The sequence below is a fragment of the Bythopirellula polymerisocia genome (assembly GCF_007860015.1).
Classification (GTDB): domain Bacteria; phylum Planctomycetota; class Planctomycetia; order Pirellulales; family Lacipirellulaceae; genus Bythopirellula; species Bythopirellula polymerisocia.
On sequence record NZ_SJPS01000002.1, the window covers coordinates 190067 to 215981 of the forward strand.

20 protein-coding genes are annotated in these 25915 nt (G+C 53.9%); 2 read left to right on the top strand and 18 right to left on the bottom strand.

Features of this window, described 5'->3' with window-relative positions:
• Positions 1-22: 22 nt before the first annotated feature.
• On the bottom strand, positions 23-2080 hold the full coding sequence (gene metG, locus Pla144_RS06985; RefSeq protein WP_146449394.1) for a methionine--tRNA ligase: 2058 nt from the start codon (positions 2078-2080) through the stop codon (positions 23-25).
• A 456-nt stretch (positions 2081-2536) separates the two neighbouring features.
• Between metG and Pla144_RS06990 the strand changes: the two genes are divergently transcribed.
• On the top strand, positions 2537-3976 hold the full coding sequence (locus Pla144_RS06990) for a trypsin-like peptidase domain-containing protein (protein WP_146449396.1): 1440 nt from the start codon (positions 2537-2539) through the stop codon (positions 3974-3976).
• Positions 3977-4140: 164 nt separating this feature from the next.
• On the top strand, positions 4141-4611 hold the full coding sequence (locus Pla144_RS06995; RefSeq protein WP_146449398.1) for a hypothetical protein: 471 nt from the start codon (positions 4141-4143) through the stop codon (positions 4609-4611).
• A gap of 7 nt (positions 4612-4618) precedes the next feature.
• Here the strand turns inward: Pla144_RS06995 and mutY are convergent, their stop codons facing one another.
• From mutY to Pla144_RS07085, 17 genes are all read right to left on the bottom strand, one after another.
• Positions 4619-5725 carry an A/G-specific adenine glycosylase gene (mutY, locus tag Pla144_RS07000; protein ID WP_146449400.1) on the bottom strand — a complete coding sequence of 369 codons (1107 nt, stop codon included), beginning with the start codon at positions 5723-5725 and terminating at the stop codon, positions 4619-4621.
• A gap of 268 nt (positions 5726-5993) precedes the next feature.
• Positions 5994-8246 (bottom strand): ferrous iron transport protein B, encoded by a 2253-nt coding sequence (gene feoB / locus Pla144_RS07010; RefSeq protein WP_146449404.1) that lies wholly within the window; start codon positions 8244-8246, stop codon positions 5994-5996.
• Between the two features lie 12 nt (positions 8247-8258).
• Positions 8259-8486: a FeoA family protein gene (locus Pla144_RS07015; protein WP_146449406.1), complete on the bottom strand. Its 228-nt coding sequence runs from the start codon at positions 8484-8486 to the stop codon at positions 8259-8261.
• The gene (locus Pla144_RS07020) at positions 8483-8749 is read right to left on the bottom strand and encodes a FeoA family protein (protein ID WP_146449408.1); all 267 of its coding nucleotides are present in this window, start codon (positions 8747-8749) and stop codon (positions 8483-8485) included. Before Pla144_RS07020 ends, Pla144_RS07015 begins: the two co-directional genes overlap by 4 nt.
• 110 nt (positions 8750-8859) lie before the next feature.
• Entirely contained in the window at positions 8860-10332 is a 1473-nt protein-coding gene (locus Pla144_RS07025) for an NAD(P)(+) transhydrogenase (Re/Si-specific) subunit beta (protein WP_231936234.1), read from the bottom strand.
• A gap of 28 nt (positions 10333-10360) precedes the next feature.
• Entirely contained in the window at positions 10361-10723 is a 363-nt protein-coding gene (locus tag Pla144_RS07030) for an NAD(P) transhydrogenase subunit alpha (RefSeq protein ID WP_231936235.1), read from the bottom strand.
• Positions 10724-10727: 4 nt separating this feature from the next.
• A complete protein-coding gene (locus tag Pla144_RS07035) occupies positions 10728-11936 on the bottom strand; it encodes a Re/Si-specific NAD(P)(+) transhydrogenase subunit alpha (RefSeq protein WP_146449410.1) in 1209 nt (402 codons plus the stop codon).
• Positions 11937-12176: 240 nt separating this feature from the next.
• On the bottom strand, positions 12177-13775 hold the full coding sequence (locus Pla144_RS07040) for a hypothetical protein (RefSeq protein ID WP_146449413.1): 1599 nt from the start codon (positions 13773-13775) through the stop codon (positions 12177-12179).
• A 203-nt stretch (positions 13776-13978) separates the two neighbouring features.
• Positions 13979-15130, bottom strand: a complete 1152-nt coding sequence (locus tag Pla144_RS07045; protein ID WP_146449415.1) for a Gfo/Idh/MocA family protein — start codon at positions 15128-15130, stop codon at positions 13979-13981.
• A 52-nt stretch (positions 15131-15182) separates the two neighbouring features.
• Positions 15183-16346, bottom strand: coding sequence for a Gfo/Idh/MocA family protein (locus Pla144_RS07050; RefSeq protein ID WP_146449418.1), 1164 nt, complete (start codon positions 16344-16346; stop codon positions 15183-15185).
• A gap of 210 nt (positions 16347-16556) precedes the next feature.
• Positions 16557-17186 carry a type II secretion system protein gene (locus Pla144_RS07055; RefSeq protein WP_146449420.1) on the bottom strand — a complete coding sequence of 210 codons (630 nt, stop codon included), beginning with the start codon at positions 17184-17186 and terminating at the stop codon, positions 16557-16559.
• 90 nt (positions 17187-17276) lie between these two features.
• Positions 17277-18791, bottom strand: coding sequence for an Nramp family divalent metal transporter (locus tag Pla144_RS07060; protein WP_146449423.1), 1515 nt, complete (start codon positions 18789-18791; stop codon positions 17277-17279).
• Between the two features lie 95 nt (positions 18792-18886).
• Positions 18887-19951 carry a hypothetical protein gene (locus tag Pla144_RS07065; RefSeq protein WP_146449425.1) on the bottom strand — a complete coding sequence of 355 codons (1065 nt, stop codon included), beginning with the start codon at positions 19949-19951 and terminating at the stop codon, positions 18887-18889.
• Between the two features lie 137 nt (positions 19952-20088).
• Positions 20089-21330, bottom strand: a complete 1242-nt coding sequence (locus Pla144_RS07070; RefSeq protein WP_197530450.1) for a TlpA family protein disulfide reductase — start codon at positions 21328-21330, stop codon at positions 20089-20091.
• Positions 21331-21549: 219 nt separating this feature from the next.
• Positions 21550-22395 carry an LOG family protein gene (locus tag Pla144_RS07075; RefSeq protein WP_146449430.1) on the bottom strand — a complete coding sequence of 282 codons (846 nt, stop codon included), beginning with the start codon at positions 22393-22395 and terminating at the stop codon, positions 21550-21552.
• A gap of 123 nt (positions 22396-22518) precedes the next feature.
• Positions 22519-23904: an MBL fold metallo-hydrolase RNA specificity domain-containing protein gene (locus tag Pla144_RS07080; RefSeq protein WP_146449432.1), complete on the bottom strand. Its 1386-nt coding sequence runs from the start codon at positions 23902-23904 to the stop codon at positions 22519-22521.
• Positions 23905-24008: 104 nt separating this feature from the next.
• The gene (locus Pla144_RS07085) at positions 24009-25889 is read right to left on the bottom strand and encodes a UbiD family decarboxylase (protein ID WP_146449434.1); all 1881 of its coding nucleotides are present in this window, start codon (positions 25887-25889) and stop codon (positions 24009-24011) included.
• Positions 25890-25915: the final 26 nt, after the last annotated feature.

The window sequence follows — 25915 nt, forward strand, 5'->3', positions numbered from 1 at the left end:
TAAGCTTCGGCTAGGACGTGCCTTAATGCACCCGTTGTCCAGGCACGGCACCATCATCTGGCGAGAGAACGAACACATCGGGGCCACCGGGGCCGCTGGCGATGACCATTCCCTCGCTGAGGCCGAAAGACATTTGTCGCGGCGCTAAATTGGCGACCATGACTACCAGGCGTCCGACGAGCTTCTCGGGTTCGTAGGCGGCCTTGATTCCGGCGAAGACTTGGCGATATTCTCCTCCACCGAGGCTAAGCTTAAGTTTCAATAATTTCTTCGCCTCGGGGATGGCCTCGGCTTCTACGACGCGGGCCACGCGGAGATCGACCTTCGTGAAATCGTCGAAGGTGCATTCGGGGGCCAATGGTTCGGCCGCGAGGGCATCGGCAGAGTCGTTCCAGCGGTCTACAGATTCAGTTATTGATTCGCCGGGCGCTGAAGCGACCTCGGCCGGTTTGGATTCTTCGATCATGGCGTGTACGTCCTTTTCTTCAATTCGTTTGAGCATGTGTTTGAATTTGGCGACCGGGGTGCCCACGAGTGGGGTTTGTGCCTGGTCCCAGGAAGTGATTGGATCATTGAGCAATTCGCCCGTCTGCTGCGCTAAGCGTGGCAGCACAGGGGCGAGATAAATTGCGATTTGTCTGAAAAGATTCAGTGCGATGGTACAGACATCTTGTAGTCGAGCAGCATTGCCTGGATCTTTGCGCAGTTCCCAAGGTTTATTTTCTTCGACGAATGGGTTGGCACGATCGGCTAGACCCAATACAAGTCGCATCGCGCGGCTATAGTCGCACGACTCGTAGGCTTCAGCAATCTCATCTCCAAGTTGGGCCGCGTGAACGAATAGTCCTCCGTCCTCGGGATACTCCTTCGAGAGCCCGATCTGCTCGACGAACTTGGCCGTGCGACTGGCAAGATTCACCACCTTGCCCACCAAATCGGTATTCACTTTGGCAATGAACTCATCGAGTGCCAAGTCAAGATCATCGACACGGTCGTTGAGTTTGGCGGCATAGAAATACCGCAAGTAGCTGGGGTCCAAGTGGTTGAGGTAAGTACGTGCGTTGACGAAGGTCCCTTTGCTCTTAGACATTTTCTCGCCATCGACAGTAAGAAAACCGTGGATATGCACTTTGGTCGGCAGGCTGTAACCCGCCGTCTTGAGCATCCCTGGCCAGAACAAGGTGTGGAAATAGGTTATGTCTTTGCCTATGAAGTGGTGAATCTCGGTGTCGGATGACTTCCACCAGTCGTCAAAGTTGCCGCCGGTGCGGTCGCACCATTGCTGCGTAGAAGCCATGTAGCCGATGGGGGCGTCGAACCACACATACCAATAGTTGCCAGGGTAGTCTGGGATCTCAAAGCCAAAATACGGAGCAGGCCGCGAGATGTCCCAGTCGCGAAGCGGCTCACCGAGAAAATGTCCCTGCAAGTAATTCGCAATTTCCGGCTGCAAGTGCTTTCCACTCTGGGACCAGGTCTCTAGAAATTCGTGTAATTGCTCAAGCTCGATAAACAAGTGCTTGGCCGAGCGAACTTCTGGAGTGGCGCCGCTAAGCGTGCTTTTGGGGTCAAGCAAGTCAGCAGGGCCATAGGTTGAACCGCATTTTGAGCAGTTATCGCCAGGTTGGTCGGCCGAATTGCATTTGGGACAAGTGCCACGGACAAATCGATCTGCCAGGAAGGTGCCCACCACCGGGTCAAATAGTTGTTCGACATTCTTTTCTTTGACCAAGCCAGCCTCGCGAATCGAATGCCACATCGACTGGCAGAATCGTTCGTTCTCAGGATCATTGGTGCTGCCGAAATTGTCGAAGGAGATGTCGAAGTCTTTGAGGTCGGCGACGTGGGCCGCTTGCATGTCGGCGATCAACTCGGCCTCGCTGCGTCCTTCCTGCTGGGCGCGGATCATGGTTGCCGTGCCGTGGGTATCGTCGGCGCAGACATAAAGGCACTCGTTACCGCGGAGCTTCTGAAAGCGGACCCAGATGTCGGTCTGCACCGTTTCGAGTATGTAGCCCAGGTGGATGTGGCCATTCACGTAGGGGAGGGCAGAGGTGACCAGCAGGCGGCGTTTAGGCATCTTGAAGGGTTGATTGCTAGCAGTTCAGGAGGGCTATTTTTTTTGAGAGGGGAGTCGGATCATTGTAACGAGAGATTTCCCTCGGCGGGAGGGTAATAGAATTGTTTTGGCACGACGTGTGCATCTGACAGGAAAAGTTCGAGTTTTGATGCCTGCGTGGCAGCAATGCTGTCTGGCAAGTTTCTCGTGGAAACAACGGATTCGCGCCGCAACGGCAGATACCATCGCGCGAGTTGCCCTTGTAAGATTTACTCGTCATCAAGTAAGTATCCCCTCGTTCAAATTGTTTAGGAACTGATTCGGTTGGCTCATTCGCTTATCGATCTGAATTGAAGATTCCCCAGCTCAGTTACTTGCTTGTGGAGAAGGATCTCCCGGCAATGAACCTACGGCTAGCCCCGATGCGCTGGCGGGATGTTACCAATCCGATAGACCGGGTATCCATGGAGGGAACCGATGGTCGCGTTGAAAATGTGCTTTTCTACTGCCAGCAGTATTGTGCTAGGCATTCTTCTCTCGGCTAGCGCTTGTCAGGCCGAAATTGTCCTCTTGGATTTCAGTTCTGCTACTTGCGGACCGTGTCAGCAAATGCGTCCAACTATCCAGCGGCTCTCTGCTGCGGGGTATCCTGTTCGTCATGTGGACATTGGCCGCGACCCCGATACGGCGAGGCAATATGGAGTTGATGTCGTGCCGACATTCATTGCTGTCACCGATGGCCGCGAAGTCGCTCGCATGACGGGACCTGGTTCCTACGAACAATTGGTGGAAATGCTCACGACTGCTGAGGGTTCTGCAGCTGCAACTTCTGCTAGTTTGCCAGACTCTGCGCGATCCAATATTGCACCCCAATCCGCGGCAGCTACGTTTGCCAACGATACCCAGAGACAAACTAATCAACTGGGAGGTTCACCGACCCTGACCGCCCAACTTCTTGAAGCGACCGTAAAACTATCCGTCGAGGATGCCGACGGCATGTCGGCAGGTACGGGTACGATTGTTGATGCCCAAGGTGGGGCGGCGTTGGTGCTGACTTGTGGACATATCTTCCGCGAATCCGAGGGCAAGGGGCCTATCAAAGTGACACTGTTCTCGGCAACTCCTACAGGTGCTCAAGTCCGCGAAACGGTTGCTGGCCAATTGATGGACTTCGACCTGGAACGCGATCTGGCTTTGGTAATCATCCGACCGGGTTCTCCGGTGCAGGCGCGGCGGATTGCTCCGCCCAATACAGTATTTTCGCCTGGGGCGCCGGTTACCACTGTCGGTTGCAATCAGGGTGCGAACCCCACGGTCATTTCTTCTCAGATCACGACGGTTGACCGCTACCAGGGTGCACCCAACGTAGAAGTAGCTGGCGCTCCTATCGAGGGTCGCAGCGGTGGCGGACTATTTAATTCAGCGGGTCAACTGATTGGTGTCTGCTTTGCCGCTGATCCGCAAGGCAACGAAGGACTGTACGCTTCGCTCCCCTCAATTCAAGCGAAACTCAAGAGCATGAATCTGGCGATGGTTTTTGAGTCACCTGAAAAATCGCCGACTGCCAGTGGACCTCAAGTTTCTCTCGCCAGCGCAACCGTCCAAGAGCCTCTCGCGATTCGTGGCCAAGATGCCGTGGCGGAAGTAGCACCCCAGGCACCAATCGTCAGTGATCGTACCATGTCGATTCCGCAAAACTTGAATCCAGCGGAGGATGCTGCTCTTGCAGAAATCAAGCGTCGTGGGTGTGATTCCGAAGTAATCTGCATCATTCGACCCAAGGACCCGACCGGCAAGAGCGAAGTTATCACCCTGGGCAGCATGTCTCCGGAGTTCGTCGAATCACTAGTAAGAGAGCAAACTGCTACAGCGGGGCGTTCCCCAGCCACGGCCGCCGCCGGCCAACTGCTGAAGTAATTCGATCTCGCGTCCCCTACGATCAGTATAGCCGTCGCATCCCACGGCCCCACTGAAATCGCTAATCCTCATTCGGCTGCAGCAAACATCGCTGAGCAACGTAGGCTTACCTAGATGTGCTCTACGTTTCGTTGCTCAAATTGTAGCCGATTGGAATCTGCGTTATGGGACTGATTGTTGCCTTTTTGTCGCTCGTAAATATTGCCATTGGCTATGGGCTGGCAGTATATCTCCAGCGAGCTTCGAAACCCTTCACACCCTTGCCGATAGTGACACCCGCGCCGGCGGAAGTGCCCGTGCCGGTTGCAGTCAATGAATCGCCTTCGCCAGTCATGAAAAAGGAGGGTACACTTCCTGACGTTCCTGCGGCTGTCATTGAAGAGGTTGCACCTATACCGTCGCCAGAAGAACAACCCCTGCTTGCTGAAATACCTGCGCCTGTAGAAGAACCAGAATCCGTAGTCACCAATTCTGCTTCTGAATCAGTTGATTCCGTTGAAGCTGAAGAGACTACAGAAGCAGTCGATGAAGAAAGTGTATTAGCTGGTATCGAGGCGTTCCGCGCACAGTTAGCCAATATGAAAGACGATGGCGAACCCGCAGTCGAAGAAATAGAAGAGCTGGCTGCGACTTGAGTAGAACCTAATTCTTACTCACACTCTTTTCGATTCGATTCGCCAGCTTCCGCCCAGTTGTGCTGAGAGGCAAATCAGCAAGTTCAGCAGGGCGGATCCAGCGTGTATGCCTTTTCAATCGTCCCGACACGAATTGAGCTGAGTAGCAATCAAGCGTGATCCGGTAACGCGTTACCCCATGTTTCATCGTAGTCAGCAAAGCCCCCGGCTTGGCAGTTACGCCGGTTTGCTGACAAACCTTTTTGATTAGTTCTTCTTCGACGAACAGTGGCCCTTCACTTTCGATCGCGAAGCGAGGGAAATCCCAGAGCCCCGCCCAACGCTCCCCCGTTCCGCATTGCCGCACTATGACTTGACCATTCTTCCGCACTACAACCGCTGCCTCGTGAACATCAGTGAATTTCAATTTTGCCGCAGCGCGCGGCAGTTCGTCCTGCAAGCCATTTTGATATGCCCCACAATGGCGAGAGACGGGGCACTCTTCACATTTCGGTTGAGTTGGCGTGCAGACCAGCGAACCCAGTTCCATGAGTGCCTGATTGAAGCGAGAGACATTGGTACTCGGCAAGATTTCCTCAGCCGTAGCCCATAAGAGTCGCTGCCCAGCAGATTTCGTTGGATCATCAGGATAGGCCAACAGCCGTGCAAGCAACCGGATAGTGTTCGCTTCCAGGATGGGTTCCCGCTGGTTAAAGGCAATCGAAGCGATTGCCCCCGCCGTATAGCGTCCGATTCCTGGCAACGACTGCATCGTAACGACATCCTGAGGGAATTGCCCTCCATGCTCAGCGACAATCTGTTTCGCCGCTGCATGAAGCCCCCTTGCGCGGCGATAATATCCTAACCCTTCCCACAACCGCAGCACTTGGCTCTCCTCGGCGGCCGCGAGATTCTTCACGGTGGGGAAAGCCTTGAGGAACCGCTGGAAATACGGTTTGACGGTCTCCACCTGAGTCTGCTGGAGCATGACTTCGCTGACCCAGACACGATAGGGATCCTGCGACTTTCGCCAAGGGAGATCACGTTCATGCTTGGCATACCAAGCAAGCAGTCGTCGGCGAAATGACTGCTTCCATTTGGAATCAACTTCAGGTGATGTGCAATCCGTTGCCATGAGAGTTCGTGTTCCCTTGGTTAGCCGCGACGCGTCCGCCGAGTTCTGCTCGGCAAAGCGGAGGGAGTTTAAGTCAGCCTCGGCAATCAATATTCCTTCTTCACAGAACTAAGCCGCTCAATCTGCACTACATTTTTTGCATTTGACGAGCAACTGCCACAACTACCGCACCCTGACGAAGTTCCTTTTACAAATCGTAACCAAGCTAGGCGACCGAGGTAGGCCGCGGCGGCGAGGACGATCAATATGGCCAAAGTGTCTTGCATGATTACAGCCACAGACGGCTGGTGATTTGGTAGGTGGCCAGCGCCCCTACGTAGGCGAGCATTGTCATGTAGGTAAACGTAAACACAGGCCAACGCCAGCTGTTGGTCTCACGGCGAATTACTGCTAGGGTGGCAGCGCATTGGGCACATAATGCAAAGAACACCATCAACGACAACGCCACCGGTAGATTATACACTCGCTCTCCGGTGTCGTCCCAGCGGGCGGCCTGCAAACGCTCCTGCAAGCGGGATTGGTCTCCTTCGCTTCCGACATCCAGATCGCTTCCCAAGTTGTAAATCACACCCAAAACTCCCATTACGACTTCACGGGCAGGGAACGAGGCAATCGCAGCACAACCGATCCGCCAGTCCCAACCAAGAGGCCTCACGGCAGGTTCGATGAATTGGCCGGCACGGCCCAGGAAGCTCTGCTGCTGATGCAGGCTGGCCGCGAGGTGATCGAGATTCTCCCGTTGGTCAAACTCGGCGAGTGACTGTTGGGCTCGGTCGTAGTCCGGAGTTCCTGGCTGGGTCGCGGTTGCTTGTGATTCCAATTCCGAGCGTTCGGCAGCAACCATTTCGGCTACCTGCGCTTCGTTACGAGGATAGTAGGCCAAAGCCCATACGACGATCGTGACGGCGAAGATAACCGTCCCGGCTCGCTGTAAGAAATCCCAGCCGCGCTCTTTCATCCGAAAGAAGACTGTCCGCAACGAAGGCAATTTGTAACTCGGAAGTTCCAATACGAAGGGGGGCGTTTCGCCGCGAAGGAGCGTTTTCTTCAGCAGCCACGCCACGACCACTGCCACGATGATTCCCACCAAATACATCGCCAGCAGGGTGAGTCCTCGCAGGCCGACGATGCCACCGAAATAGGTGTGGGCAGGGACAAACGCACCGATCAGAATCACATACACCGGAAGCCGGGCAGAGCAACTCATCAGCGGAGCGATGAGGATTGTCGCCAGCCGATCGCGGCGGTTTTCAATCACCCGTGTGGCCATGATCCCCGGGACGGCACAAGCGAACGACGACAGCAATGGGATGAACGATCTGCCGCTCAGACCCACGCCGGCCATGAGTCGATCCATCAGATACGCCGCGCGGGCCATATACCCACAGTCCTCCAATACGGCGATGAAGGCAAACAGAATAAGAATTTGAGGCAGAAAGATCACGACCGCTCCCACCCCACCAATGATGCCATCCACAATGAGCGAACGCAACGCTCCCTCTGGCAAAAGCGAACTCACCGAGTCGCCAAGCCAGCCCACGCCATCGTCGACCACATTCATAGCCGGTTCAGCTAGAACGAAGATCGAAGAGAACAATAAGGCCATCACCGCCAACAAGACAAGTGTGCCCCACACTTTGTTCGTAAGAACGTGGTCGATGCCGTCACTCACGGTGAGATGCCGTTCGTCGGGGATGTGCACAATGCCATCGAGTATTTTGGCGACCCACTCATAGCGGGAAATTGCTTCGACGGCCGGCACGGGGAGTCCTTTCGCTGCCAATGACTGGCGAATCGCTGCAAGCTGCTCCCTTTGACCGGGTGTCTCACTGGGGAGGAGCTGATGTTCGAGGTATCCGTTGTTATCGAGGATTAGTCGTCCCACCAAGTAGCGCGGTAATGATTCGGCTCGATCCCGATTGAGCTCATTGGCGAGTTGATCGGCATGTTGACGGAATACCGGCGGAAAAGGGTCATGATCTGGCGGAGTACTTTGCGTAGCAGCTTTGATGAGAGCAGTTTTCAGTTCGTCGAGCCCTTGCCCTCGATTCGCCTGGATTGGGATGACAGGGACGCCGAGGCGTTCCGAGAGTGTCGCGACATCCATTTCGATACCACGTTCCGCAGCAACGTCGACCATGTTGAGCGCAATCACCGTCGGCAACCCGCACGAAAGGACCTGGCTCACTAGATAGAGATTACGCTGCAGGTTGGCGGCGTCGATGATAGAGAGCACGATATCAGGAGGCGACATGCCACTCCCGCGACCCAAGAGCACGTCGACCGCCACCATCTCATCAGGTGATCGTGGAGCCAGACTGTATGTGCCCGGAAGATCAATTATTTCGAAAGTTTGCTCAACATTTTTAAACCGCCCAACTTTTTTCTCTACGGTGACGCCTGGATAGTTGCCCACACGTTGATTGATCCCCGCCAGTGCATTAAAAAGCGTCGACTTACCCGTATTGGGGTTGCCTACCAGGGCGATGCGGAGAGTCGAGAGTGAGACGGTCGAGGACATCTGGAGATCATACTATGACAGCTGGATTTCGATCTGCTCTGCTTCCGTACGTCGCATGCAGAGTCGATAGCCTCGGAGTTCAAATTCCAAGGGATCACCAAGTGGAGCAGCACCAACGAAACGGATCGCAACACCGGGCGTCACGCCCATCTCCAAGAGTCGCTGCGCGAGTTCACCTCCCCGGGCGATCTGAACTACCTGGGCCGACTGACCGCGGTCAAGCTGTGCCAGCGTCGTCATCCAGCTTGCCTGGTGGTTGTTAGCGGTGTGACCATCACACGCAAGAGTTCGTCTCCACGGACGCACAGCTTCGTGCCATTGATCCGCAGTATGCAGGTGCTTCCCGGCCGTAACATTTCCAGCAGCGCGCCCTCATGGATGCCAAGCTCGCTGAGATGTCGTACAAGCTCTGTGGAACCGACCAGAGAGTGCACGGTTGCCTGCTGACCTGACCGGAGCATACCGAGGGTAATCAAAGGCTCTATGTTTTCGACATGAGGCATAGCGACAAATCCGCTAGTGAGACTGGGTATCAATATCTACCTACGATTCTAGCGGCAATTTCTCAGACTAGCAACAGGGAGGGCGGGAGGATTTATCTGGAATTATCGCCTCAGCGATCCTTGAGTGCCGCCACCAATTCCATCAAGACCTGCTTGGCATCACCGAAGAGCATCAAGCAGTTGTCAGCTGCAAAAAGTGGGTTGGGAATACCTGCGAAACCAGGGCTAAGGCTCCGTTTCACCACTATCACCGTACGGGCATCTCCGACATTGAGAATCGGCATTCCCGCAATCGGGCTTGAAGGATCGGTATTCGCCACGGGGTTAACGACGTCGTTCGCACCGATCACAATTGCTGCGTCGCATTGAGAAAATGTCGGGTTGATTTCGTCCATTTCCTTGAGTTGGTCATAGGGAACATCGGCTTCGGCGAGCAGTACATTCATATGGCCAGGCATGCGGCCTGCGACCGGATGAATCGCGTATTCGACGGTTACCCCCTCAGATTCAAGCAATGTGGCCATTTCACGGACTATGTGCTGGGCCTGGGCGACAGCCAAGCCGTAGCCCGGCACCACGACGACACGTTGCACTCCGTCGAGCAGCATGGCCACCTCTTCGGGAGAGGTACTCTTGATCTTGCCGGCGTAGACCTCGTCGTCACTTGGGCCGTCAGCACTCGGTTCAAATTTGGCAAACAGCACATTGAGAAGCGAACGATTCATCGCCTTACACATGATATTTGTGAGGATAATCCCCGAGGCCCCGACGAGTGCCCCAGCCACGATCAGCACATTGTTATTGATGACGAATCCGGCAGCCGAGGCTGCCAACCCCGAGTAGCTGTTCAAGAGTGCAATCACCACGGGCATGTCGGCACCTCCGATTGGAGTGACCAGGAACACCCCTAACACTAGTGCTATCGTCGTTAGCAGAAAATATTCCCAAGCTGATCCATCCATCATGTTGAGGCACAGGATTAATGTGACGGCAATCAAGACGGCATTGATAATTTGATGCCCAGGGAGGCTGAATGGCTTTTTGAACTGCGAAAGTTCTTGCAACTTGCCAGCGGCTACTAGGGATCCGGTAAAGGTGACCGAACCAATTAGTCCCGCCAGCCCCGCAGCGAGTCCCGCCACCGCAATATTTCCCGATGTGGGGGCACTGCGTAAGACTTCAGCCCCCGCGACCAATACAGAGGCAATGCCGCCAAAGCCGTTGAACAACGCCACCAATTGTGGCATTTGAGTCATCTGGACGGTGTTGGCAAACCAGGTTCCCGCCGCCGTTCCGACGGCTATGCCTGCGATCGCCACTGGCCAACTTACTTGGCCTCCGACCAGAGTGACCAAAACGGCAATAAGCATGCCAGCGGCTCCGAGCAGATTCCCCCGGACGGCGGTCCTCGGGTGGGTCAGCCCCTTGATGCCCATGATAAATAGCACAGAGGCGACTAAATATCCCAGGTTGGAAAACTCGGACAAAGAGGCTACTTCAGCTACCTTTTCGGCAGCCTTGGCAACTGGCTTTTCGAGCCCTTGCTCGGCCATCACAAACTGTTTCAGCAAGATGTCAAACACTAGAGTGCGCCCTTAGCTTGGGTAGGAGTTACTTCTTTTTCTTGAACATCGCCAGCATGCGGTGAGTGACCAGGAATCCGCCGATGACATTAGTCGTCGCAAATACGATCGCCAGGAATCCTAGCATGCCTCCCAGGAATCCTTCGCCTGCAAGCAGAGCCCCCACGAGGGTGATGCCGCTAATGGCGTTCGAGCCACTCATGAGAGGAGTATGCAGTGTCGGCGGAACCTTAGTAATGACTTCGACGCCAACAAAGACCGCGAGAACAAAGATGGTAAGTCCGGTGATGATATCCATAGCGGAATAGTTGTAAGTGGCTAGTGGTTGGTGTTGTTTGTCTACATCCGGCGAACTGAGAGTGTTAGCGACCGGAGTACCTCTTGTTAGCAAATCGCTATGATTCGCTCGCCAAGTGATCTACGGGAGGTGATGCTGGTGGTAATACGAGCGGCTCTTGACCTAACATGCCGCGCAGACGACTGTTTTGGACTTGGCCATCCTTGGCAACCAGCGTGTCGCGGATGATTTCATCTTTTTGATCCATTTCCAGTTCTCCTGCCTTGGTCATAAGCAGGAGGAAAGTGACCAAATTCTTGGCGTACATTTGGCTGGCATGTTGGGGGACTCCGGCGGGGAGATTGGTGGGGCCAAGAATGGTCACACCGTGCTCTACCACTGTCTGGTCCGGCTGCGAAAGGCAACAATTACCGCCTCGTTCGGCTGCCAGGTCTACGATCACCGAGCCCGGTCGCATTCGCTTGACCGCATCCTCGGTGATCAACAAAGGCGATGGTCGGCCGGGAATAGCAGCCGTGCTGATGCACACATCGCAATCGGCGATCACATCGGCCAGTTGTTCCTGTTGTCGGCGGACTTGGTCTTCACTGAGTTCCTTGGCGTAGCCCCCTTTGTCTTCGGAACCGGCAGTGTCGAGATTCAGTTCGACAAATTTTGCTCCTAGGCTTTCGATCTGCTCTTTCACCACGGGCCGTACGTCGTAGGCCTGCACGATGGCACCCAAACGACGGGACGAAGCGATTGCCTGTAGTCCTGCCACTCCTGCGCCAATGACTAAAACTTTTGAAGCGACGAGAGTACCCGCAGCAGTCATGAGCATGGGAAACATCTTCGGCAAGTGATCGGCGGCCTTCAATACAGATTTGTACCCCGCAATGGTCGCCATCGACGAAAGCACGTCCATGCTCTGTGCACGCGTAATGCGCGGGATCAGTTCCATCGCAAACACTATCGCGCCGCGCTCGGCCAATTCTTGGATCGCTTGGGGTTTGCCGAGAGGATCGCAACATCCTACAAGGACTTGGTCACGACGGATAAGGTCTAAATCTGCACGACCAGCCTCAGGATTGGCACCCAGACAACGGACTTGCAAGATAACGTCTGACTGGGAATATGCCGCCTGGCGATCGGGAACAATTTCCGCACCCTTGGCTTGGTAATCGGCGTCTGGGAAACCGGCGGCCACTCCGGCCCCTGTTTCAATAATCACTTGCCAGCCTGCCTTTATAAGGGGTGCAAGCAGGTCAGGCACCAGCGCCACACGATTTTCGCCTGGGTACGTTTCTCGGAGGACAGCAACTTTCATAGTGACTCTGGGGTGGCAAGTCGGAGGCGATGGATTTTAAATCAGCCGCGGTAAGTTAGCATGCGGTTTTTGCATCGCAAAAGGAACATGTTGCTAGCGCTATGCGGCTGAATATACACTTTGCTGGTTGGCCGATTGTGGCACAAATCCGTCTCTTTCAACAGTAGCATACTGCGTAGCTATCCCATTTTATCCAGCGGAACCACATTCTCCAAATCATGCGAGAGGGATTTTGTGGTATCAATGGGGCCGTACCGACAGCATATCGCCAAGGTTGGGACCAGCAATTGGAAATGAAAAATGGGCAACCACGATGGGCTCTGATAGTCCTGAAAGTGCGGGGATTTTCGAGGACGGGTCGCTCACGATACTGCCAACGACCCCAAGTTGTGTCCCAAGATGAGGAGAATCACCTCCCAAGAGTACAGAAATCGACGCTCCCATTTCTCCCAATTTCACATGGGCTAGCGAACCAGCAGCGGTCTTCTCAACACGCTCAACACTTCCGGTCAGCACAATTCCCGGTGAGGGTCGGGACACAAACTCCCACCATGGTCCAGCGATCTGCGGAAGATCTGCTAGGACATCGGGACTGGAAAAAGTAGTTTCCAACAATTCCTGGGCTTCGGCGACATGATCGGCATCCTCGGCAGAATGTCCGGGCTGGTTCATGAACGAGCACTTGTCGGCGAGCCGACAGAGGGAGATGTACGCGTGTCCCATGCGGGACTTATCTGATTGAGCCGCGAGATCTCCCGCGATAAGATCCGGCGCGGCTTGAGAGGCGACAGATAACAGCTGACTAAACTCCTCGCCATCAACCATTTCGAATCGTGGGCCGTTGTAAGCTGGCACTTCCGCAGTAGCCGGCTGGACTTCGGGATCGGCCACTAAGGGTGGCGTCGCTTGCTCATCTTTGGACGGCAAGGGTTCGGAACGGTTTAGTGCAAGAGTCTCTGCATTCTCCTCAAGACTCGAAGTTGGAGATTGCATCGAGGGAGGCAAAATGAATTGGGGCAAGTAGTTTGCCAGATGGGCCATATCTGCTGCGGGGCCCTTGATCCACAACAAGGCATACAGCCCCAGAGGGATCCCAACGACGCCCAGACTAGCACTGAGCATTGTCCGAGAGAGACTGCGGTTTTTCTTCTTACGGGGACTTGATGTTTGAGTGGTATTGATCACCATTTCCGGTGAGGTAGGCTGCACGAGATTAGCTGTAGTAGCATCGGCAGACGTACTTATGGTCGATTCAGCGGAAACGAACTCGAACTCTTCAGTTTCTGCCGCCGACAATGGGCCCGTTGAGGGCTCCAACTCAGGCTCAACCTGCGGTTCAAGGTCTTCGTGGGGAAAGGAGAAGTCTTTGAGTTCGTCGATACTCTTATTTTCCAGCTTGAATTCTGTTTCGCAGGATAGTTGAGGATCGTCGCCGGTAGAATCTTCTACCATCTCGCTCGGCGCAGTATCTGAAATGGCTCGTTTGAGCCGAGCTTCCCAGTCGGAGAGCGTGGCATTCAGGTCGGGATCAATGCTCTCCGGCATTTTCGGTTGAAACTGATAAGGTTCTTCTTCATCTGATTCAACGGGTTCATCCACCGCTGCGCAGAAGTCTGTCTGCTTGCCTTCTAGGGGTTTCGCGGCCCATTCGACAACCTCGCTGGAGGTATTCCGTTCGTTCGCTGGTATCAATTCGGCAGTGGGGATGGAAAACTGTACTGCTTCCATCAAAGGGAACTCTTCACCACAACGAGGGCAACGGGCCTCGTCACTAAGCGTCGCTTCTTCAGGCAACGCCAGTTGAGTAGTACAGCCAGGACAGGTGGCCAGTTTCGCCATGAACGTGATTCCTCAGGACTCTACCAATTCGCTAAGTTGAATGCAGCCTCATTCGTGCGATACCGTCAATTTTACGGCAATACCGCCTCCAATGCAGCAGGAATCGCGATGAAAGCGAGGAAGGATTTTCCTTCTGCCAGCACATGCGGTGAATGCGGGGGGATTGTAGCGGTTGCTTCGATTCGAAAGGAGTCGAAAGCCACTCAATATTCCACGGCGGTCCACTGCTTCTTGCGGCCGCTCTTGAGCACCGCATCGCAAATCGCGATCTCATTGTGGCCATCAATGAAAGTGGCAAAGTCGCCCCCTGCCCTCTTGCCAGCAATGAATCCGTACACATTGCGGAACAGATTCTTCGGCCCATCGGGATAGGCCTCGTTGTGCCCGCCTGGGTAGTGAGCATACTCGCGGGCCGCAGGATAGAGCAGGCTGGGATCCTTCATGATCGTCTGATTCGGTCCGTCGCGACGGCCCACCCACAATTCGTTGGGCCGTTCCTGGTTCCAAGACAAGGCACTGTTGCTTCCATCAATCTCAAAGTAGAGCCGGTTCTTTCGCCCTGCAGCACATTGGTTAACAGTAAGAACGCCGTGCATGCCCGAATCGAATTCCAAGAGTATCGATGCATAATCCTCGGTACTGATCGGTACTTCTTCCATATCTTCGGGTTGAAGTACTTTGCCGGCGTAAGTCTCGACTTCCACCTTGGGGCGCTTCCGCGAGGGATGAATCGTGACCAGATCGGCCATCACTTTTACGATTTTTTGTCCAGTAATGAACTGGATCAGATCACACCAGTGGGAACCGATATCAGCCACGGCCCGGGAGTCGCCACTCATCTCGGGCACCAATCGCCAGTTCCAATCAGTTTCTTTAAGCAACCAATCCTGCAGATAGGAACCGTGAACGGCAAGGATTCTCCCGACTTCGTCCGATGCCTGACACATCAACCGGGCCTGCTGCACGAGAGGCATATAGCGGTAGTTAAAGTCGATCGCATGCACAACCCCGGCGGCTTCTGCGAGCTTTACCAGTTCCCTCGACTCAGTAGAATTCATCGCCAGCGGTTTTTCGGAGATCACATGCTTGCCGGCTGCGAGGATGTCGCGATTCACTTCGAAGTGGAGATGGTTGGGAGTGCAGTTGTGCACGACTTGAATATCGGGATCGGCAAGCAACTGGTGGTAGTCACTGTACGCTTTAGGAATCGATAATTCGTCGGCCTTCGCTTGGGCAAGAGCCGTGTCGCGTTCCGCAACTGCCGCGACTTGGACGTATCCAAGACGACGCAGAGCTTCGACGTGTGCGGGGCCAATGAATCCCGTGCCGATGATGCCAGCCTTGATTTGATTCATTTCTTTACTCGGTTAGATATTGGTTAAGAGAAGCTTTACGTGGCCGCAAGGTTCAATCGATCATTTCTACTTTAGCCCAACTGCCTGAATCAACCGAGGCATCTACTGCTTCCAAGACGGCTACACATTGGGCACCATCGCGGAAGTCGGGAACGCAACGCAGATCCTTGGCAATGGATTGCGTGAGGTTGTAGGCCGCGTGAGAGAAACCATGGTCGTAACCAAGCATGTGCCCGGGCGGCCACCAGTTTCCGGCGTAAGGATGGTCGCCCTCAGTAGCAATGATCCGGCGGAATCCTTGTTGATTGCCTGGATCATCCGTTGAGTAGTAGTCGAGATAATTCAAATCCTCAAAACACCATACAAGCGATCCGGTACTGCCATTGATTTCAAAGCGGTTGAAGTTCTTACGACCAGGTGCTAAGCGTGTCGCCTCGAAGGAGCCCAAGGCACCGCTAGTGAACTTGGCTAAAAAGAGCGACGAATCGTCAACGGTCACTTGCTCAGTCCCTTCGCCCGCCGTGGCAGTGAGTCCATCGGAAGTCCCTTCAGCAGGACGCTCGGTAATAAAAGTCTTCTTCGTGCCGACCACTTCATCAATCTCGCCGACCAGGAAGCGGGCCAAGTCGATGGAGTGCGCACCCAGGTCGCCGTGGGCTCCCGAGCCGGCGGCATCTTTGCGAAGGCGCCAATTCATCGGAAACTCAGGGTCCACCAACCAATCTTGTAAATAAGTGCAGCGGATGTGGCGAATCTCGCCAATCGCTCCTGAGTCGATCATCTGCTTGGCGAGCGCGACGGCAGGACAGACGCGGTAATTGAAGTTGACCATATGCTTCACCCCCGCTTTGCGAACAGCGGCAAGCATTTTCTTTCCTTCAGCCACCGTGAAAGCGAGTGGCTTTTCACAGAACACGTGTTTGCCCGCCTGGGCTGCGGCAATGCTTATCTCGGCGTGGGTGCTCCCGGGAGTGGAAACATCGACCACGTCGACATCATCGCGACCGACAACCTCTCGCCAATCGGCGGAAGAGTTTTCCCAGCCCCAGCGCTCCGCGAATTCTGCCACGGCCTTCGTGTCTCGCCCGCAAACCACTTTCATCACGGGATCGAGATCAAGATCAAAAAAACGACCGACCGTTCGCCAAGCCTGGCTGTGGGCCTTGCCCATGAACTTGTAGCCGATCAGAGCGATGTTGAGTGGCTTATTCGACATAACAATTTCCAGAAAATATTAAATAAGTAATCGCACAGAAATTAGACCGGCCATTCTAGCAAATGAGTTGGGAGCGACTAGGCTCGTCTTGCATCAAAGGATAAACCCAGAAAAAAAATGTAGGCCGGTACAAGTTCTACAATTTCCAGCACTGACCCTGAAACCGCTAATCGATTGCCGGGACTTGCGTGGCTCGGTCAGGCCTACAAATTACCGAGGTACCAAACCCCCACGAGTCATGAACAGTCCGGAATTATGGGGGCCCTGTTCGTTGGCGAACATTCGCTGCTGAGAGAGGTGCGACATTTCAGGGCCGATATACCACGGTTCTTCGATGACGTCGTCGTCGAGGAGATTGCGATCGTGAATTTCCCATCCGGGCCCCTCGGGCTTGCCGTTGTCATTGCGGGTAACCGTAAGTACATAGTGGCATACGTCCACAGTTGGCACACGGCTAGCGAAATCGTCTTGCATCGGACAGCGGAGCAACGGGGGCCGTGGGAAGTCAGCATTTCGATCGTAATTGTCTTTCATCATGTCGGCCAGGGGTCTCTGTTCCATCCACTTGAGAATGTCGACCGGCCAGCGATTAGGTGTCGGGAATGTTCTTTTCACGTCTATGAATTGATACATCGCAAAGTGAAGTTGACGTATATTGTTTTCGCAAACAGTGTCCTGGGCACGATTGCGGGCACCTTGCAAAGCAGGGAGTAGGAGGCTCATCATGATTCCTATGATGAACAACACAACCAACAACTCGATAAGCGAGGCGGCGGATCGTTCCCGTGACTGCATAGATTGCTTCCGACGAGAACTGACGGCGGGGAGTGGAGTTGCCATCCCAGAATTATCGCCGTAAACACTGTCTAATCAAGTAGATCGTTTGCTAATGACGACTTTGAACAATGTTCGCGTAGACACCTTAAAATGCTATTTTAGGACCGAGGTCTGCCACATCATGGCCCACACCTCAGCCCAGAGTCCAGCCCCGCTCACTGTAGCAACTACTAGCAAGATCACGGCGGAAAGAACACTTCCCAACAGCATCCACCAACGGGTGCGATAAACAGGAGGGAGCTGGAAATTGAGATATAGCGCTGCAAGCATCGAAATAGCCACAGCGAGGTTTGTGGTTAGGAAGGCCACGATATGGGTAATGGTGTCGAACTTAAGATTGCTCCATACAACGAGCGATGCAGCGGCAAAAACATAGACGATTACCGACAGATGGACCTTTCGGTAAGTCCAATGACTTTCTGGCCAGATCGCCTGGGAAAAATCATGAATCACGCGAGAGTAGATTTCCGGAAAGGCCTGCAACGTACCCCAGAGCGCAATTAGCACACATACATAATAGACCCAGACTAGTGCGGGGTGGATATTCCTCCACACCTGCGCTTGATCGGTTAACAAACTCCAATCGGAAAATGCTTCAGGAAGCTTACCACTGGCCAACAGTGGGTAGAGCACAGCTGCCCCGGCCATCATGAACGACGCACTCACTATCCACAGCACAAGTGCCCCGCAGCCGACGTCCCACTTAAGCGGCAGGAGCGAGCGGCGAATCCTTTCCACTTGTGTCGGTTCGGTAGGGAGATAATCGCCAGGAACACCGGCAGCGGCCCGCATGCGAATCTCATCAATCTGGGGATGACCCGTGAGTCCCCAGCCATGCAGGCCGATCCAGTTAGCATAGACAATGTAGCCGAGGACACTTCCTCCTACGTAGCCAAATGTCGTTGCCAAGGCAGTTGCAGGTTGCTGGCGGACACCTGCTGGTGCCCATTCTGGATAGGATGGTACATGACCGAAGGAAATGCTTCCTTTGAGAGCGGCCCAAAGATCAGGACGGACCAAGATCGTACCCAGCAACGTACCTACGACCAGCAGGCAACAAATAACCACCTGCTGCCTTTCCAGGCGACTGTAATTGAGTAGAAAACTAAACCCCAACGCCGCGAGAATAAACAGCGTGGTAATCCAGCGCTCGACATGGAGTTCACGGCCTGGCGCTGCAGAAGCATCTTCGAACAAGAGAAAATACAACAGGTCGCCACAAGGCCGAGCAACTGCAGCCCACAAGGGTCCAGCAGCGGCCATTTCCAAGAAAACGATTAAGAACAGCAACCAGCCGCGTGGACCCGGCGCACGGGCCAGCCTGTGACTCAGTGGTTCTCCACTTACCGCAGTGTAGCGGCCCAACATGTAGGTGACGAACACTCCCTTTACAAGAACACTCAGAAGCACAAGCCACATCAAGTCGTAACCGGCCCAGGAACCGGCTCGCACCACGACAATTGTTTCTCCAGCCCCGATGGCGACGGAGGCCACTATGGCCGCCGGGCCAAACACCGCCAAGAGCCGCAAAAGTTTTCCTCCAGACCACGGCTCGGCCAGCGCACCAGTGTACTCCAAAGGGACGATCTTGTTTGAGGAATCCGCCATGCCATGCCGAGCTGAATTAAGAAGCGAAATGAAACACAAGAAGCCCTAAGAATCATGCAGGGCAAATTCGATTAGACGGTATGATTCTCGACAAGTCATTTCAAACGTGGCCAGCATCCTGCTAAAGTCAACGCTAAAAAACACAAAGACCTACTAATCGGTTCCGGAACGACCTTCAACGTAGAACTCGTCGAGAAGTTGGATCCAAACTGGCGTTGCCACTGAAGGAAATCAGCCCCATCTGTATCGGCATCTACATCTGCATCAGCCACGCTTCGAATTCCGTAAGCTGTCTGCCAAAGATCGAGATCAAGAGCGTCCACATCGCCATCTCCTTCAAAATCTGCAGAGTATGCCAGGAAAGTCCGAGGAGATCCCGCATTCACCCAAGCGGTGTACCAGGAGGCTGCAACAGCCTCGGCCGCCTGTTGAAATAAATCGTGCGTGAATTCGCCCGTTTCTGCCCACATGCCTGCATAATAGGCCTCGTCGTGTGGACCAGTATACATAGTGTCTGCCGCCAAGATGTCCTCAACAAACCCATAGTGGGAGTCTATTCCATCGAAAACAAAATCTAGCATTGAAGGCACATAGGCAGCTTCTGTTTCGGAAAAAGTCAGTTCATCGAGGTGGCGGAAGATCATTTCTCCCTCATATCGCGCATGAATGCCTGTGTTACCCGTGTATTGTCCGTTGTAGTTGTAGGTTAGATGCAACGGGTTGTGCAAATCCTCAATGTAATGTGCTTGAGCAGCGGCTAGGGATATCAGGTCAATCCAATCCTGCTGGCTACTAGCTGCTGCCATCGCTGCAGTCAGAGTCTCGACATAATCAACAAACGTCCATGGCCCTTTGCCAACGCTTGTAACGTAGGGAGCCCCATAGATACCAACTAAGACATCCAAGTCTCGAGGAAAGGTGCCGGCGAAGAACTCAGGATATACATCAATATCGATGTAGTGAGCACCAGGGGGCTCTTGCCCCGACATAAAGATCAAGTCTGCAGCTTGAGATTGAAAGAAACCCTTCAGCGGATAGGGAAGATATTCAATCGCCCCTTCCGTGATGTGGCGATGACCGTGATTCCACCAAGCGAAGGTGCTTGATTGGCCAATCAAGAGAAAGACAAGTACGCTACAAGAGTGAATAACTGTTTTCAAGTTAAGCCTACGCTCACTTTGCCACGAATTAGCACTCGTCCTGGACGAGGCTGACATGCGAGTAGAAACTGCGAACTACTTCTTAATCGAAGACCACCGAGGCCGGATCGTCACCTACACTCCCAACAGTTCCAATTTTAATCACTGAGCACAGGCTTAGCGACCTCGATGGTTTGGCTCTCAGGGGAAGCTTCATGGCTCGCCTGAGGTTCTCCCAAGAGTTTGCGGAGTTCGCGTTCTAGGATGGGGCCTCGGGCATTCATGCTTACGACTTTTCCAGCCTGATCGACTAGAATCGCGCGAGGGATGCCGGTGATTCCGTAATAAACAGCTAGTGGTTGTTCCCAGCCTCGTTGGGCATCGTTCTCACTAAAAATTGTAACCCAGGGGATGCCTGTTTGTTGAATGTAACTTTGGGCTTGTTCTCGCTTTTCGTCGAGGCTGATTCCGACCACGTCAAATCCCTTTCCATGGTAGGCTTCGTAGAGTTTGAGAACATTCGGCACTTCTGCTCGACACGGTCCACACCAAGTCGCCCAGAAATCTACGAGAACTACCTTGCCGCGATAGCTTGACCAATCGAATTTAGTGCCATCGAGCAATGTGCCTTCGACAAGAATTGGGTTGCCGGGCAACGCCATCCGCCTTGCAATCCCTTCCAGCATCGGCACGATCTGCTGTAAGTCCGGATCGTCGGAATTCTTATAGATGGGAATCGTAGCATCCAGGAGCCGTTTGGCTTGGGCAGATCCTCCTCGATCCCCTAAAAAATCAACCACGGACATCACCATCTGCAAGTTTTTTCCATCGGGTGTCCCACGGGTGACAAATGCGATGAGCGAATCAATGACTTCGTTTCGCTGCGCTTCATCCAACTTATTCCACATACCCAACCCAAGTTCGATATTGAATTTCATACCTATATCGTTCACTTCTGGGCGCTCGTCGGCGAGAGCCGCTTGGATGGCTTGGCCGAAAAGATCGGGAGCACCGGGCTCACCCAGTTCCCGCAAATACTGCAGAGCTTGCAGCCTGTAGAAACTCGCCTCTACCGCTTGCTCATTAGTGATCTCCATCGTGAGGATTTTGTTTGCCGCATTTAGCACTGTGCGAAATATCTTCTTCTGGTGGTCGATCACTTCCTCATCGCTCTTGCCTTCAGGTTCCATCTCTCCCAGTCCGTCCATGAACTCGAACAGCTCCTCGGCAGTCTGAGCATCGGCTGGTACGGGTATCGAATCGGCGTCTTTATCGGCAAGGTTAATCGGTGCTGGCTGAGCAAAGGTGAATTGAGGAATCGATGTCATTGTCAAAAGGGCGATCACTGGCATCAAGCAGATACAAAACGGACGCACAGAAGGTTTATCTTGAAAATTCATGAATCTCATCGCTGGGGTTGAAAGGGTTGCTGTGTCGACTCTGGTTGCATCACGTAGGTCTGTCTCTCAGAGTCAGTCATTTCGACGCTGTCGAATGAAATCCGAGTCTCGGAGAGACTCGGCTACGTAACTGTCTCGGTAATTATCCCAAGGGGTAGCCCTGGTGCAAGGCTCGAATATAGCCTGGAACCACAGATATGCGCTAATTAAGGGAGAAAATCAGCCAACGTGATGAAAATCGGCAATGATCTTCCACGCCTCTGCCGGGGTATCAGCATAGTAGCAGAGTTCCAGGTCGTCATCCGCCACGACACCGTGGTCAGACAGGTATTGGAAATTGATCACATTTTTCCAGTACTCTTTCCCATAGAGAATGATGGGAATCTCCTGCATTCGCCCCGTTTGGCGCAACGTGAGTGTATTAAAAAGTTCGTCGAGTGTTCCAAACCCACCAGGGAATACGACCAGCGCTGCCGCGCGCAACACGAAGTGGAATTTCCGCAACGCAAAATAGCTGAACTGGAAACACAACTCCGGCGTGATGTACGGGTTGGGTTCTTGCTCATGAGGCAACTCGATGTTAAACCCGATGCTCTTGGCACCGATTTCAAAAGCACCCCGATTGGCAGCCTCCATTACACCCGGTCCTCCGCCGGTTGCAATAACGAAGTTGCATATGCCATCGTGTTGGCAAGATGACGAAACGATACGGCTAAACTCTCTTGCGTCGTCATAAAAACGAGCCTTGGAAAGCACGCTCTCGGCGCGAACAACTCCTCGTTTAGCAGAGTCGTCGGAGGGATTCTTGGCAAACAGCTTTTTTGCCGTGTCGAGTCTTTGCTCGGCAATATCGCGCTCGACGACTCGAGTTCCTCCAAATACGACGATGGTAGAGTCGATTTTGTTCTCGCGCAGCAGCGTCTCAACTTTGTGCAGTTCGAGTTGCATTCGGATCGGTCTTTGCGCAGCCCGCCCCAAAAAGTCGATATCGACTTCAGCCATGCGATAGCTTGGCGAACGAAGTATCGCCTGTCTGTTTTCTTCAACTTCGGGGGGAAGGTCCATCGTTTCTCTTCTGATTGGGGACTTGTCGGGCCCAGGGATGGGCTGGGTCGCTCTGCAGTATTACCTTGTTTTGCAACTTTAACTTATCGACAAGCTTGGCACGAGAGGGCAAGTAACTTCCCATTATTCAAGTTCTACAGCTTCTCCCAGGGTAGGAAGATGCACGTCCCAGCCGCGAGAATCCTTCAATTCCGCAGCAAGCGACTCACTGCTTTCTACTTCCCCATGCGTGAGAAATACCCGCTTGGGATCGGGGAGTGGATTGAGCCACCGCAATAGTCCGCTCCGGTCGGCATGACCGCTAAGGCCGGGAATCTTTTCGATTGCAGCCCGTATAGGAATTTCCTGTCCGTGCATGCGGAGTGTTTTTGCGCCCTCTTGGAGATATCGGCCTCGCGTCCCCTCGGCCATGTAGCCAGAGAGTACAACGGTATTTTCCGGATCGGGGAGCCGTCGCTTGAGGTGATGCACGATCCGGCCACCTGTCATCATGCCGCTGCTGGCGATGACAATGGCGGGTCCAGGATGCCGATTAAGGGCCTTCGATTCCTCTGCCTTGCGACAAAGAAAGACACGTGGGCCAGCCAGGAGCGGATGGTCGCGATCAAGATCCCCTTCGCTAAGGTCGTGGTCTTCATTGTGCTCGCGATAGACTCCAGTAGCATTGCAGGCCATGGGGCTATCCAAATAGATTGGCAGGTCGGGGATGCGGCCTTCCTTCTTCAGTAGTTGCAAGAGATATATCAACTGCTGTGAACGGCCAATGGCAAACGCCGCTACGAGCATTAACCCGCCCCGTTTGGCAGAGCGGTTCACTACGTCGGCCAAGCTCTGCATCAAATCAACTTCGGGATGGTCTCGGTTGCCATAGGTGCTCTCGCAGATCAAGTAATCGCAGGCTGGTGGCGGTGTGGGGTCGTGGTAGAGCGGTCCATCGTAGCGACCGACGTCGCCGGAAAAGACAATTCGCAGAGGTTGTTTGCGGTCTCGAATCTCGACCTCGATCAGGTTGGAACCCAGGAGGTGCCCCGCGTCATGGAATCGCATCGCGATCGGTTCGGCCGGCGAAAACCAGTGTTCGCGGGCCTGGGTGCGAAACAACTTCAATGTTTCCTTGACATCGCTCCCTTCATAGAGTGGAAACGCTGGAATATGTTTTGAGAAACCTTTCTTATTGGCGTAGTCCGCATCTGCTTCTTGGATCTTGGCCGAGTCCAAAAGAATGATCTCCGCCAACTCTGCTGTGGCAGGGGTGCAGTAGACTTTGCCGCGAAAACCCTGTTTCACGATTCGCGGCAAATAGCCAACATGATCGAGATGGGCATGCGTCAGCACGACCGAATCGATTTGTCGAACATCAAACGCAGGTGACTCCCAATTCAACTCGCGCAGCTTCTTCAAACCCTGGAACAAGCCGCAATCCACCAGGACTTTAGCATCGCCGGCCTCAAGCAGATATTTAGAACCGGTCACCGTCTGAGCGGCTCCGTGAAATGTGAGCTTAACCATCTAGAGGAGTCCTCTTGTGAGAATGGACAATGTTGTTCCCTCAAAGATAACGATAAATGTGCCATTCCTGAACAGGAGTTTGTAGGCCACCAACGGTGATTCCGCTAAATTATTCCGTGAAGTGGTCCACCTGGAGTGGCAAGGGAATCGACTCGGCGGGTGATTTCTGGGGGCTCCTCCAGCACGGGGGCATGGTGCGGCTTAATGCGGGCATCGAACACCAGCGGTCCCCTGCATCCCCAATGTTTGTCAAAAACGAAACTCTCGATTCCATAGAGATCTGCGGCTGGGTTGGTGCGTGTGAAAGTAACCCACAAGAAATTACGTAGAGACTCCGCGACAAACTGACTTTCGTCTACGACCACGATCCAACGTATTCCGTCCAAATTTACGGGTGAAATCTCGGCGCAGAATCGTTCCAAAGGCGTGGCAACTTCGCGGCGAGACTCCTGATGCGCAACGTGTGAGACATCGTAGTCAAACGAAGGTGCCGGGCATCGTGGACCAGTGATCGCCATCAATCCAGGCAAAACCAAGCGTGCATCGCGGAAGCCAGAGGGAAGTTTTAAGTCACTGGGGACGCTTGTTGCTAGTTCATAGCGTGCCGGACCAGCGGCGGCCATCACTACCTTGGAACCTGCGTTTAACTCCGTCCCGCTGTAGTCGAGTGTGTCGACCGTGGTCTGAGTATGAAAATGTAAATCGCGGGACCAATCAGCCCGCTGTAACAGATGACGCAGAAATTGCTCGATGTGGTGGATATCAAGTTGTGGATCGTCTTGTTCAGCGACTATCAAAAGAAACTTGGCAAGTGACAATTGCCCTTGCCCCAGAATGGCACTTGCCTGAGTAAGGATCTCTTGTGGGCGGCCCGCTGTGAGGAAAGGCATGTAACGTTCGCTACCGATTGCCAGGAGCAATGGATGTACCCCGGCGGCATCGACGGCATTCACACCTCGCACCCCCGGCAAGACCTCGGGGATGAGCGGCCCCGTGATTTCGTGAATCAGCTCCCCCAACATCGAATCTTCCTGCGGCGGCCGGCCTACCACAGTAAAGGGCCAAATAGCTCCGTCGCGGTGGTAAACTTCTTTCACGCGCATGACGGGGAATGGATGAGTCAAACTATAATACCCCAGGTGGTCACCAAACGGCCCTTCCGGTTCGAGTCGGTCAGGGATCACTTCCCCAACGATGCAGAAATCAGTATCCGCATGGAAAGGCAACTCTCCAGGGCGTGAAATCATTCGGACCCGGTGCCCCCCCAATGCCCCCGCAAAGCCGAGTTCACTCATTCCCTCAGGCAAGGGCATCACTGCTGCCACCGTCATCGCCGGCGGTCCCCCTACGAACACATTCACACGAAAAGGTTTTCCAGCCGCGAGTGCTGCTGCATGGTGCACGCCAATCGAACGGTGGATTTGATAGTGGAGCCCAATCTCCTCATCTGGCTTGTAATGCTCGCCGGACAACTGCACTCGATACATCCCCAGATTACTGTGCTTCAGGCCGGGCTGGCGCACATCCTCTGTATAGACCTGCGGCAGAGTAACAAACGCCCCGCCATCCTGGGGCCAGCTCTTGAGTTGTGGCAATTGACTGATCGTAGTACGATTGGCGAGTATTGGTCCTCGTGCGACTTTCTTGGGAAGCATAGAGAGTCCTACCAGCGGCACACCCCGAAAGTGCCATGGCCGGCGTAGCAATTGTTGGGGGTCGCTTCGCAATAGCACTAACTGCTTAATCGCCTCGATGCCATCGCGGAATATTAGTCGCGTCCTCTCTCGCGTTCCGAATAGATTCGCCAGCATCGGAAATCGGCAATTGACGACATTCGTGAATAAGAGGGCAGGCCCACCCGCGGCTACCACACGTCGCTGTATGGCCGCCGCCTCCAGATTCGCGTCGATGGGAGCATCGATGTGCACCAGTTGCCCCTGCCGCTGGAGATCGTCAACACATTGCTGAAGGCTTTGATAACCCATCACTGTTCCTATTTTCAGTCCGCAGG

What these genes read in the sequence shown, in the direction of transcription:
- metG (WP_146449394.1), bottom strand. Translation starts at nt 2,080, where the DNA reads ATGCCTAAACGCCGCCTGCTGGTCACCTCTGCCCTCCCCTACGTGAAT.
- Pla144_RS06990 (WP_146449396.1), top strand. Translation starts at nt 2,537, where the DNA reads ATGGTCGCGTTGAAAATGTGCTTTTCTACTGCCAGCAGTATTGTGCTA.
- Pla144_RS06995 (WP_146449398.1), top strand. Translation starts at nt 4,141, where the DNA reads ATGGGACTGATTGTTGCCTTTTTGTCGCTCGTAAATATTGCCATTGGC.
- mutY (WP_146449400.1), bottom strand. Translation starts at nt 5,725, where the DNA reads ATGGCAACGGATTGCACATCACCTGAAGTTGATTCCAAATGGAAGCAG.
- feoB (WP_146449404.1), bottom strand. Translation starts at nt 8,246, where the DNA reads ATGTCCTCGACCGTCTCACTCTCGACTCTCCGCATCGCCCTGGTAGGC.
- Pla144_RS07015 (WP_146449406.1), bottom strand. Translation starts at nt 8,486, where the DNA reads ATGACGACGCTGGCACAGCTTGACCGCGGTCAGTCGGCCCAGGTAGTT.
- Pla144_RS07020 (WP_146449408.1), bottom strand. Translation starts at nt 8,749, where the DNA reads ATGCCTCATGTCGAAAACATAGAGCCTTTGATTACCCTCGGTATGCTC.
- Pla144_RS07035 (WP_146449410.1), bottom strand. Translation starts at nt 11,936, where the DNA reads ATGAAAGTTGCTGTCCTCCGAGAAACGTACCCAGGCGAAAATCGTGTG.
- Pla144_RS07040 (WP_146449413.1), bottom strand. Translation starts at nt 13,775, where the DNA reads ATGGCGAAACTGGCCACCTGTCCTGGCTGTACTACTCAACTGGCGTTG.
- Pla144_RS07045 (WP_146449415.1), bottom strand. Translation starts at nt 15,130, where the DNA reads ATGAATCAAATCAAGGCTGGCATCATCGGCACGGGATTCATTGGCCCC.
- Pla144_RS07050 (WP_146449418.1), bottom strand. Translation starts at nt 16,346, where the DNA reads ATGTCGAATAAGCCACTCAACATCGCTCTGATCGGCTACAAGTTCATG.
- Pla144_RS07055 (WP_146449420.1), bottom strand. Translation starts at nt 17,186, where the DNA reads ATGGCAACTCCACTCCCCGCCGTCAGTTCTCGTCGGAAGCAATCTATG.
- Pla144_RS07060 (WP_146449423.1), bottom strand. Translation starts at nt 18,791, where the DNA reads ATGGCGGATTCCTCAAACAAGATCGTCCCTTTGGAGTACACTGGTGCG.
- Pla144_RS07070 (WP_197530450.1), bottom strand. Translation starts at nt 21,330, where the DNA reads ATGAATTTTCAAGATAAACCTTCTGTGCGTCCGTTTTGTATCTGCTTG.
- Pla144_RS07075 (WP_146449430.1), bottom strand. Translation starts at nt 22,395, where the DNA reads ATGGACCTTCCCCCCGAAGTTGAAGAAAACAGACAGGCGATACTTCGT.
- Pla144_RS07080 (WP_146449432.1), bottom strand. Translation starts at nt 23,904, where the DNA reads ATGGTTAAGCTCACATTTCACGGAGCCGCTCAGACGGTGACCGGTTCT.
- Pla144_RS07085 (WP_146449434.1), bottom strand. Translation starts at nt 25,889, where the DNA reads ATGGGTTATCAAAGCCTTCAGCAATGTGTTGACGATCTCCAGCGGCAG.